This is a genomic window from Marinifilum sp. RC60d5, from assembly GCF_052400665.1.
Classification (GTDB): Bacteria; Bacteroidota; Bacteroidia; order Bacteroidales; family Marinifilaceae; genus JBQTGK01.
Window position 1 is genome coordinate 872,939 of record NZ_JBQTGK010000001.1, and the last position, 12,147, is coordinate 885,085.

Below are 12,147 nucleotides of genomic sequence, written 5' to 3' on the forward strand. Positions count from 1 at the left end.
CGGAGCCAGAATTGGTTAAACCAGGAAAACTTGTTACTGACAAAACATTTCCATATTCGGCGAAAGATTCTGCAGACGCTGTTGAGCAAAGGATTAAATAAGAATTGCCAGCGATGGTATCGGCAGGTAAAGTTGTTTTTTTCTCTCCAACTTTCAAACTCCAGTTTTCTATCGAAACAGGATAATCCTGAGTATTGTACAATTCGATGAACTCATATTCGGGCAGGCCATTAGTTGGACTTGGGTCGGCCATTATTTCGTTAATTACTACATCGAACATGTTTGCGGGTGCTAAATATTCGAACGCAACAGAATCTTTCTTATTTATTGCACCTCTTATATCTGTAATATTAAAAATATCAAGCACATAATCACCCGTCTCTAAATTGGAACTCATCAATAATAAAACCTGCGATTGATTTTCTCCTTCGGAAATAGAATAATCAGTAAATTCAATGTCATTAATCGTAAGTTTAAAATTATCTGGCGACAATATCATTTCATTATCGATATCTTCAGAAAAATAGATCACAATTGAATCCCTTCCAACTATATCGTATGATTTTATAAAAGGAACGGTATTTCCCGATTCTATTTTTAAATCGTCGAACCAAAGATCTCCTGCTCTTGATGCTGTTTCAAAATTAAATTGTAATCCATAAAACCAATTTTGAATATCGGTATTAATACTGGAATTTGTAGTTCCTGCCTGTAACCAATTCTCTGATTCTCCCAAACGATTATAAGTCAACACCCAAGTTCCGTCTGCCTGATATTCAACCTGAACTGCCACATTTTCGAACTCATTCCAATTAAAATCAGAACTTATTAATTGCTCTGGTGTTTTATCTTTTTCGGTTTTCCACAAAGTCAGAATATCATTCGTTCCACTTAGATTAACCCCAACCGAATATTTAATATCAGCATTATGCGGATTAGAATTATTCATGAAAAGATGAAACTGGAAAGAATTCCCCGAGGAAGGATCCCACTCCCCATTTCGAATTACAAATGTCCATTGCATATTTCCCGAATTAGACTTATAATCTGTAATTTCCCCGGTAATATAACTCGTTCCATTCTGATTGGTTAGGTTATGTTTTAAAGAGTAATTGCCACTAATTGGCTCATAGCTGGAGATTGTCCAGTCGGTAGAATTTTGCCAATTATCCAGATTAGAACTTTCAAAATCCTGATAAATATTTATGGCATCTTCTCCCATAAAGATAAGACAGGTATCACCTAAATATTCCGATTTTAATTCCATAGAAAAAACCTGATCACCAATATATTTTAGCGAATTAATTTCAGCAATTCCATTTTCAATATTTGGTTTAGGCTCAGAATATTTTAAAGAACCATCTCCACTAATAAGATCTAAATCGAAAGCAAGACTTGCATCAGTATCAATATTTTCATTGGCATCGCAGGCAGCAATTTTTACTGCGAACATATCGGAGCTATCGGAAACCAAATAGGGTGTGGAAATAAAACTGAGTTTACTAACTTCCACTTCGATATGGAAAATCTCTGAAACAATATTATCATCAAATACTTCGGATAATTTTGAGCTATTACTTCCTGTTTTCCATTCATAATCCTCTTTGGGGATTTTAATCTGAAATGTTTTATTATCGGGCAGTTGACTTTTTCTGAAATAAATACACAATTGAAAGTCTTGTTCAGAAGAGTTGGCTATTTCAAAAAGACCTTTGGATGAGTTAAACCTCAAGTAATCTTCCTCGATATCTGTTGTTGATGCAATAATTTTCCCATCTGATTTTATTACGGCACCAGCAATATGATTTCTCCAGTTAAAAGAATTAACTGTTTCTTCCTTATAAAACCTCAGGCTTGTAATAGTAGTTGGCAATTCATCATGATCTCCGGAATCGGTAATTTTAAAATTGAGAACCGGAATAGCCAATTCCTGATTGGTACTTAAAGGATTTAATGTGGTTTGATTTATCACCTCTGTGAAGGTGACAGTTGAATTATTATCTACGCCAGAAATATTATCACTTAAAATTGTTTTTAAGTCTTCAGATTCGGCCTGTAGTGTAAAATTCTCGGCCTTGTCATAAATTAGATCATTCCAAATAAATCTCCCCTCCGAGATCTCACGTAAAAGCGCAAATGAAGATGTTAAGTTTCCTGTTCCAGAAGCAATACTTAAGCTAATCTGATTTTTTGAATTTGTATCAATATTTCCAAACTGATCTAATAATTCAATTTCAACAAAAAATTCTTCCTGATAATTAACAGACTTAGGAATTTCGCTGAATTTCATTTCAGTTCCAATTACATCGCAAATAAATTTCGGGCCTGTTATATTATCTATAAACTCTGGTTTTAGTCCACTTCCCTGAGAATCTATCGCCCAATTTTCTCCAGATTTATCAATTTGCATTTGTAAAATCTCTCCATCTGTAATCTTTCCCTCTTTCAAATAGCAATAAATGGAATATACTGCAGAATCGTCACTAGCTATTTCTCTACCACTTTCCGAATCGGCGAATTCTATTTCTAAAAAATCATCTTCGAAACTAAATACTGCTTCTAAATCTACATTGTTGCGCACAATATAAAATTCACCAATGGATTTGTCCCAATCAAGCTGATTATTCTCTGATTCCTGAATTCTGATTTTTTTTAGATAAGTAGAAACTCCATCCTCACCACCATCAAAAACAGAAAAACGAAAAACTTCTTTTCTGTCTTCTTCAGCAATCCTCAAAGAAGACAAAAGAGTGTCGGTAGGATTCCAGTTCGCCGATATAACCTCCGAGTTAAACGTATTATAAATGATTATATCATCGGAAATAATATTTGGTAAGGGTTCACTTTCTGCCAATAATTGAATAGTATCCACCTTCTGATAGTATAAAGAGTCGAAAATAGCTTTCCCTTCGGATAAAAATTGGGTAAAATCCGAATCTGAAAATAGTTGCGAATCCCCTGAATATAAACTCAAATTTACCTCCCCTGTATAATCTTTATCTATATTTTGAAAAGTATCAACAGCAAAAAGGCTTGCTGCAAAATATTGATTTCGTTCAATATTATCTGAAATATCGGCAAAAATCAATTCCGATGCTTCAACATCAACTTTATGCACTGCAGACTTAAGTTCTGGGTTGGTTTCCCTAAAATCGGAACCATCATTAAAAACCTCAAATCCTTTTGCATCTTCAGCAATTTTAAAGCCTATGGTTTTACCATCTTCCAGATAATTGGCTGAATTTAAATAACAACGCAAATCAAAACTCACTTTCTCGCCATCGGGGATTTCAATTTGACCTTTTGTAAAATCAAGAAATATTGAGTCAGTAGTTATTGAAACATTTTGAGGTGTAATCTGACTGCCAGAAGCAAATAACAATAAGCCACCCAATGAGTTTTGCCAATCTAAAGAATTATCCGGATTTGAATTAAAAAAGGTAATTCGGGAAATAGTAGTGGAATTTCCATCTGTTGCGGCATCTGTTTCATCAATATCAAATAAAAAACAACTTATGGCTTCTTCCGGAGTATCTGTTTTAGAATCAATAGTCTGAGAAACAACAGGATTATCTGCCAAATTAATTTCAGTTAAACGATCTGCTTCTATTACAACAGGTTCTCCACTTACAATAATATCATCAAAATAAACTTTATTACTCGATAAAGAATTATTTAATCGCACTACAATAACAAGACTCGAAGCATTTAAACCAGATACCTGGGCTTCACTGTTATCCCAATTACCAATATTTTCGGCATTACTATCAAAAGCAATTTCGCTACCTCCATCAAGTTTGTAGAAACACTTAATATATTTTTCATCGTTAGTAGAAGTTCCGGTTTCTGCTGTTATAATACTTATTGCACAATTGGTAAAATTTGAAATATCAATGCTCCTACTTTCCCATACAGCCTCACCATCGCAATCTACTGCCTCAAGTCTTCCTCCACTAGTTTCCACAACTTTTACGTAATCAGCATCATCCTCCAAGTCGCAATTTGTAACATCTAAAGTCCAGTCAACAACATCGATCATATCGGAACCATTACCCCAATAGCCTTTATTTAAATCACTAGAAAAATCTTTTGTCCAAATATCATCTGCAAATACTGTATTAGTAAACAGTAAAATCAAGATTAATAACAATTTCGAGGAAAGAGTTTTTTTCATGAGAAATTACCTTTAAATTTGTTTTGCTTTTTTGGTTAAAAGCTAATTTAACTATAAACCGATTTATAATCAAGTATTTAAAGCATTATTATGTTATGAGAATTGCAGTTGTAGGAGCTACGGGCCTTGTGGGCCAGAAAATACTGGAAGTTTTAGAGGAGAGAAATTTTCCGGTTAGTGAATTATTCCCTGTTGCCAGCGAAAAGTCTGTTGGTAAGGAAGTTGCCTTTAATGGCAAGAAGTATAAAGTTATTGGAATGGAAGATGCAATTAATTTAAAACCACAAATTGCAATTTTTTCTGCTGGTGGCGATACTTCATTAAAATTTGCTCCTGAGTTTGCTAAAGTGGGCACTACTGTTGTCGATAATTCTTCAGCCTGGAGAATGGATGAGAGCAAAAAATTAGTTGTCCCAGAGATTAATGCTTGCGAGTTAAGCAAAAATGATAAGATTATTGCAAATCCGAATTGCTCGACAATTCAGATGATCGTTGCTTTGGCACCATTACATAAAAAATATAAAATGGAACGCCTTGTAATATCTACTTACCAGTCGATTACTGGTACTGGCGTAAAGGCTGTTAAGCAATTCGAGAACGAAAGACAGGGAATAGATGGGGAAAAAGCATATCCTTATGAAATAGACAAAAATTGTCTTCCTCATTGCGATGTATTTACCGACAATGGCTACACTAAAGAAGAAATGAAACTGGTAAACGAAACCAGAAAAATTTTAAAAGACGATAGCATCAGAATTACAGCAACAGCTGTTCGTGTTCCTGTTGTAGGGGGGCATAGTGAAGCGGTAAATGTCGAGTTTGCTAATGACTTTGAGCTTGCCGAAGTAAAAGATATTTTAACTAAGGCAGATGGAATTATTGTTCAGGATGATATTGAGAATAATGAATATCCAATGCCAAAATACTCTCATGAAAAAGATGAAGTTTTTGTGGGTCGTATTCGTAGAGATTTCTCTAATCCAAACACATTAAATATGTGGGTTGTAGCAGATAATCTACGAAAAGGAGCAGCTACCAATGCTGTTCAAATAGCAGAATATTTAGCCAAACATCAGTTGGTATAAATAATAAAAAAGCCGATACAAAGTATCGGCTTTTTTATGCGAAGTAATTAACAAAAGAAAATTACATGATCATTCGTAGCTTTAATCTACTGATCGCAAGATGCTACTATTCGGCAACTTAAAGATCTCAATCCATGAGGTTTGAATAATCCTGATAAAGAAAATCATTATAAGGAAATCTTGCTGAATGAATTTCTCGAATTTCACCATAAACTTTGGCTCTAAACTCTTCGATATTTGCTTTTTCGATTGCCGAAATAAACAAACAAGGAGTTTCTCCTTTAGCAATCCACATTTGTTTTAATTCCTCTAAACTATAATTTTCTCTTGTTTTAGGTAACAAATCATCCTCATCTTTTTTAACATAGGTGAATGCATCTATCTTATTAAAAACAAGGAATGTGGGTTTTTCTCTATTGTCTATTTCCGACATGGTTTCATTAACCACTTTAATATGATCTTCGAAATTAGGGTGAGAAATATCTACCACATGAAGAATAACATCAGCTTCACGAACTTCATCTAATGTTGATTTAAACGATTCTACCAAATGATGAGGAAGCTTTCGAATAAATCCAACTGTATCTGCCAAAAGAAAAGGAACATTTTGAATTACGACCTTGCGAACGGTAGTATCCAAAGTTGCAAATAGCTTATTCTCAGCAAAAACATCCGATTTGCTCAGCATATTCATAATCGTAGATTTCCCAACATTTGTATAGCCTACGAGTGCTACGCGAACCAATTTTCCTCTATTTTTTCGCTGAGTCGCCTTTTGTTTGTCAATTTTCTTTAAATCAACCTTTAATTTGGCGATTTTATCCAAAATTATTCTTCGGTCGGTCTCAATTTGGGTCTCTCCAGGTCCTCTCATTCCAATACCACCACGTTGACGCTCAAGGTGAGTCCACATTCGCGTTAAACGAGGTAACATATATTGATATTGAGCTAACTCAACTTGAGTTTTTGCATGTGCTGTTTGAGCCCTACTGGCGAATATATCAAGAATCAGATTGGTTCTATCCAGCACTTTTCTTTCAAGCACACGTTCCACATTTCTTAATTGCGTTGGTGATAGTTCATCATCAAATATCACCAGTCCAACCTCATCATTAGCTTCTAAATATTTTTTTATCTCATCCAGCTTACCTGCACCCACAAAGGTTTTAGGATTCGGATAATCTAATTTCTGAGTAAATTGCTTTACCGTTGTTGCCCCTGCTGTTAAGGCTAAGAAATCTAACTCTGCAAGATATTCATTTACTTCCTGCACAGTCATATTTTTCGATTGATCTATTACACCAATCAAAACAGCTTTTTCGGTTTCTTTTTTCGTAGTAAGGTAGTCTCCCATTTATTTATTTTAGGAAATTAAAAACTATCAACTTTCATTTTTTATTTAAATTATTGAAAGTTAATTACAAAAGTAAGCATTATTCCACAAAGCTTTTGCTACAGAGTACAAAAAAAGAGGTCCTGAATAATTCAGAACCTCTCTATATGGTAGTAAAAAATTAATCTACTGTAACTGGAAGTTGATAGGTACTGTGTAAGATACTTTTACAGCTTTACCACGTTGCTTACCTGGCTTCCACTTAGGCATCTTGTTTATTACACGAACCGCTTCCTTATCAAGAGATGGGTCAACTCCACGTACAACGCGAACTTGCTCTACTCCACCTACTTTATTTACTACAAAAGTAACAAATACACGTCCGGTAATACCATTTTCCTGAGCGATAACCGGATATTTAATAGATTTCGCAATCCATTTTTGTAGTTCAAGTTGTCCTCCTGGAAATTCTGGCATATCTTCAACAATAACAAATACCTGAGCTTCATCTTCTTCTTCTTCTTCCTCTACAACTTGGATTTCAATTTCCTCGTCCATATCAGCATCAGAATCTTCAATTTCTAACTCATCTTCAATTTCTTCATCGTTATCCACAATTTCCAAAACATCAGCTACTTTAGGTGCTGGTGGTGGTGGTGGTGGTGGCTTAACAGGTTCTTGTCTGGTAACAGGAATCATCTCCTCTTCAGCCTCCATTTCTTGTTGATCTTCCAAACCTGTAGCTTCGCTTGAATCTACACGCCATTCAAATGCAAGAAACACAAAGGCAAGAGTCAGTGCCAGACCAATCTCAAGAAAGAGACCTCTCTTATTTTCAAGATCTGCTTTAGGTGACTTCTTAACTTCCATAATTTTCTTTTAATTTTCTTTTAAATTCAGCGTTTAAAAGTAAGTAATTCAATTTTATAATCAAAATACTATACTTCTAAGAATTATTCGAGGCATAAAGATATAAAAATAAAGGGCAAACAAATTTTTCAGAGCTGAAAAATTGATTTTCAACACTTAAGTATGATAAATTATAAAGATAATTTGCTAAAAAACGGGGTGTTTTGAACAGCTATAAACCTACTGGAAATAAATCAACTATAAACTTAGTCCATTAAATTCTTTATAGCGATTCTAAATTAGAGATTTTAAAAAAATAAGAGTGAAAAATCCACATTGTCCGAACTCATCCTACCTATACACACACTATACATTGCTACCAATCAATTGTCTATTGACAAACAACTTTTCGAACTAAAATAGATTCTTCACTCATAATTATAATACGTATAAATAAAAAAAATGTTCGCAAATTATTCATATAAAACTTGTATCTGTTTTGATATCATTTTTTTTACTCTATATTTGCAGGCAAAATAAAAATATCCATCATTCTGATTTATACAGAAATAGATATTTTTAAAATAGTAGGGGGGTTAGCTCAGTTGGCTAGAGCGTTTGACTGGCAGTCAAAAGGTCGTCGGTTCGATTCCGATACTCTCCACCCTCAAATCTAGGCGGTTATGGCACTTGTGCTGTAGCCGCTTTTTTTTATTTGTATCAACAAAAACTCTAACAATTACTACTTGGCATTTAATAAAATAATAAATTTCCATTTAGTAGTTTCTTTTTTGGCCTAATGATATAGGGCTTCTATTATATTCTTTCCCAATATTTCTTTCCCAAAAAATCTTATTTTCAGGAAGATGCATTACAGAAATATTTAAGGCACATTGTTAGCTTTAGCAATGCTAATTATAGAGATAGTTGTATTATAAACTTCACGCCTAAGATGATATTTTACAAGTCTTTAAGCTCAATAATATTGCAATAGTTTTTTATAATCTATCTGAAAAAGCACAATTTACCCTAGACTTTAACCTTCTTTAACATCTTTTAAATACTCAATCTGTAAAGAATCCATACATTTGTAGTGTCCTTTCCGAAAGGATTAGGTTTTCATAGATTAAAATGGGTTAGAGTAAAGTCCGGGGTGGTTCCCGGACTTTTTTATTTCTAGTCGATTGATTTCTGACTATTTGCATTAATAAACAAAACATTTCCAATCTCGCTATATCCTTTAAACAATTCCGATTTTTCATGTTTTAATGTTTCTCCCCTAAATCCAAGAATTGTTAATCCGGCATTAGCCGATTTTTTATTAATAATTTGCCGAGGAGGGATATCTTCCTGTTCCAGAATAATTTCGATATTAGAATTTGAAATTGGTAACCTCCCGGATATAACAAGTTTATCAAGTTGTTCTCGTGTTTCAATAGCCTGATTTTTTTTACAGATACTAAATATTTTTATATCAGCTTTTCTCCAATCGGGATGTCCTCCAATTATAAAACTCAGCAATATCATTAAATTAGCATTGTCGGTATCCGATGACTTTATCCAGACATGAATATTATTTTTATAATTAAATTTTCGCTGCGAACTTCCCAAAATACAAAAATCGAAATTTCCTGATCTTGCCAAAGAGTAATTTTCAATAATTACATCTAATTTTCCGGGATTCTCTTTATCAAACTCGAAAATAACCATATTATTCTCCATACCAGCAATTCCGGGTAACTGTATTGCCTGAGCAATTGCAGAAGTATAGGAAGGTGAAATAATGGTATCTACATATACATGATTTTCAATTTTATCAAACCCATTTATTAATCGATCTAATTCTTCCTTCGATTGCTGATATGTAGCTGTAGAATAATAACCTTCGATGCGATGAAGGTAAGTACCAAAACCATATTTATAGGAAATCCAATTTAGTAATTTAAAAGCTGTATCACGCTCAAAAGAATCTTTAGAAATACAAATGGCACTAGGTCGCCACTCGCGCACTTTTCTTTTACCTGCTTTTTGCAAAAATACCTGCATATTTCTGTTGAACTGATAAAGCGAATTTAGAAATATAGATTCTAAACCATTTCGGTGTTTATGATAACGGTTAATAAACAAATAAATGAAAGACATTAAGACAACTGCTCCAAATGCATATAAGGTGTTAATTTTAAACATCACCCAAATAGAAATAAAAAATCCGATAAGAGACAAAAACCATTTGGATTTAAATGATGGTCGATAACTAGGTGAAGAGCCAAAGTGATTCAAAAAAGAAATCAAACAAAGCGCACCATAAGTAAGCATAAAAAACATAGAGATAATTTCGGCCACCGCATTTACATCGCCCAACAACACAAATACCATAGCAATAGCACAAGTAATTAGAGAAGAGTTAAAAGGTTCGCTATCAGAATCTCTTCCTTTTGCCAACCATTGATTTAAACGTTTTGAAGGAAACGAATTATCGATAGATAAAGCCTGAAGGGTTCGTGGTGCTACCATTACCGATCCCAAAGCCGATGAAATTGTAGAAGCAGCTAATCCTAATGGAATAATGATTGCTCCTCCAAGTGCAATTTTAGACATAATTAGTTGATTCTCGACCAAATCGATACTACTAACCGAAGCTGCAAGTTTATACACAATAAAAAAGTAGATAATCATTCCTATTAAAGTTGCACTAGCAGTTCCAAGAGGAATAGATTTCGAAGGGTTTTTTAAATCTCCAGATAAGCCAACTCCTGCGGTCATTCCGGTAAAAGCAGGAAATATTATTGCAAAAACAACAAAAAAGTTATCTGTATTTCGAAAATCGGCATTCCATAAATTAAAATCACTCATACTGGAATATTCTGTTTTCCCTAGAAAAAACAGCAGTAAGGATAAAAATAAAATGGCAACCACAAAATAAAGTGCCTTAACCCCTAAATTGGCACCTTTTTTTAAAATTAATGCCGATAAAACTAACATGGCAGGCACACTAACCACCTGACGTGGCAAATTATATCCATATATTTCTTTAACCCAATTAAAAACTGGTTCGAAAGCTTCGGTAAAAGCAATAACATAAAAAGCTACACTTATGGCTTGCGACATAAACAGGGCTAACCCTATGGTAGCACCAATATTTAAACCAAACGATCGGGAAATAATAAAATACTCACCTCCACCCTCTACCCTTTTATTTGTAGCTATCTCGGATATGGCAAATGCTGTAGGAATTGTAACTGCATGCCCAAGCAGAATAACACATATTACACCCCAAAAACCTAATGTACCAACCGCATATCCAAAGCGCAAAAATAAAATTGCTCCTAATATTGTGGATATAGCTGTGAAAAATACTGGTGCCGTACCAAATTTTCGCTTTGTAGATTCTAATGACATAGTTTGCCTATTGATTAATGGTCTATTAAAAATAGGAAAAATCAGTTTATTAATTGGTTTTTAATATTGATAAAATCCTATCTCGAAGTAAATCTGACAAAAATTAAATGCTGATACATAATAGATCAATATCTTAGTACTTTTATACTTTTTTAACAATCACTATACCTAAACATTTTAATTTACACTTTTTATTTGTGTAATTTTAGTTAGTTAAAACTTAAAAATGAGTAAAAAAACACCAGCCAGCCCAAAGAAACTACTGCATGGCGTGCGCCCAAGCAGAATCATCTATCCAATACTTTTTGGTTTAGCTGTAGTTATTTACATGCTTACAAAAGAGGTAGATGAAAATACTTTTTCGATGATTGAGTTTACATGGTATTCGGCTTTTTACTTGTTTCTGGCTCTTATTATGATGGGAATTCGTGATTTGGGATATATTGCAAGACTTAGAATTTTAACTGAGAGAAAATTCTCCTGGACAAAATCGTTTCGTATTATTATGCTATGGGAATTTACCTCTGCCGTTACTCCTTCAGCCATTGGAGGAACATCAGTTGCCATTTTATACCTAAACAAGGAAGGATTAAAAGTGGGTAGAAGTTCGGCGGTAGTAATGTCAACCTCCTTTCTCGATGAGTTGTATTTTATCATCATGTTTCCACTCCTAATTCTACTTTTAGATGTTCAGCAATTATTCATGATAAACCCAGAAGAAAATTCATTATGGCTAAATCCTCTTTTGTATTTCGCGTTAGGCGGATATTTCCTAAAACTAGTATATTTAATCGTATTAACTTATGGCTTATTTAAAAATCCGCGAGGATTAAAATGGTTACTCCTGTGGATATTTAAATTGCCCGTACTAAGGAAATGGAAACATGGCGCAAACAAAGCAGGAAGCGACATCATAGAGAGTTCTAAAGAACTAAGAACAAAACCATTTTTATTTTGGTTTAAAGCCTTTATGGCTACATTTTGGTCGTGGACAGCCAGATATTGGGTCGTAAATGCTATGTTACTTGCTTTTCTGTTTCAAGGCTATGAACTCTCTGAACACATTATGATTTTTGCCCGACAACTGGTTATGTGGATCATGATGCTGGTAAGTCCAACCCCGGGTGGAAGTGGATTCTCAGAATGGGTATTTACTAAATATCTTGGTGATTTTTTACCAACTACAGGTTTAGCTGCTAGCATGGCACTTATTTGGCGTCTTATATCTTATTATCCTTACTTGTTTATTGGTGTTTACCTGCTTCCCCGCTGGATTAAAAAGAATTTCTAATTTTCAGCAATTAAAC

Annotated in this window: 6 protein-coding genes and 1 tRNA gene; 3 read left to right on the forward strand and 4 right to left on the reverse strand. The window is 34.0% G+C overall.

What is annotated here, in order from left to right; genetic code table 11:
* Window positions 1-4,174 (reverse strand): lamin tail domain-containing protein (locus tag ACT3CE_RS03750; protein ID WP_444708420.1); only part of this gene is annotated, 4,174 nt, incomplete at its 3' end.
* A 95-nt stretch (window positions 4,175-4,269) separates the two neighbouring features.
* Between ACT3CE_RS03750 and ACT3CE_RS03755 the strand changes: the two genes are divergently transcribed.
* Window positions 4,270-5,259: an aspartate-semialdehyde dehydrogenase gene (locus tag ACT3CE_RS03755; protein WP_444708421.1), complete on the forward strand. Its 990-nt coding sequence runs from the start codon at window positions 4,270-4,272 to the stop codon at window positions 5,257-5,259.
* Between the two features lie 127 nt (window positions 5,260-5,386).
* On the opposite strand, the gene hflX is transcribed toward ACT3CE_RS03755, so the two are convergent.
* Both hflX and ACT3CE_RS03765 read right to left on the reverse strand, forming a co-directional pair.
* Window positions 5,387-6,613, reverse strand: coding sequence for a GTPase HflX (gene hflX / locus ACT3CE_RS03760; protein WP_444708422.1), 1,227 nt, complete (start codon window positions 6,611-6,613; stop codon window positions 5,387-5,389).
* A gap of 165 nt (window positions 6,614-6,778) precedes the next feature.
* Window positions 6,779-7,462: an energy transducer TonB gene (locus ACT3CE_RS03765; RefSeq protein WP_444708423.1), complete on the reverse strand. Its 684-nt coding sequence runs from the start codon at window positions 7,460-7,462 to the stop codon at window positions 6,779-6,781.
* A 569-nt stretch (window positions 7,463-8,031) separates the two neighbouring features.
* On the opposite strand from ACT3CE_RS03765, the gene ACT3CE_RS03770 reads away from it, so the two are divergent.
* Window positions 8,032-8,105, forward strand: a tRNA-Ala gene (locus ACT3CE_RS03770).
* 512 nt (window positions 8,106-8,617) lie between these two features.
* Here ACT3CE_RS03770 and ACT3CE_RS03775 read toward each other — a convergent pair.
* Window positions 8,618-10,840 (reverse strand): amino acid permease, encoded by a 2,223-nt coding sequence (locus ACT3CE_RS03775; protein ID WP_444708424.1) that lies wholly within the window; start codon window positions 10,838-10,840, stop codon window positions 8,618-8,620.
* A gap of 226 nt (window positions 10,841-11,066) precedes the next feature.
* Between ACT3CE_RS03775 and ACT3CE_RS03780 the strand changes: the two genes are divergently transcribed.
* Window positions 11,067-12,131: a lysylphosphatidylglycerol synthase transmembrane domain-containing protein gene (locus tag ACT3CE_RS03780; protein WP_444708425.1), complete on the forward strand. Its 1,065-nt coding sequence runs from the start codon at window positions 11,067-11,069 to the stop codon at window positions 12,129-12,131.
* Window positions 12,132-12,147: the final 16 nt, after the last annotated feature.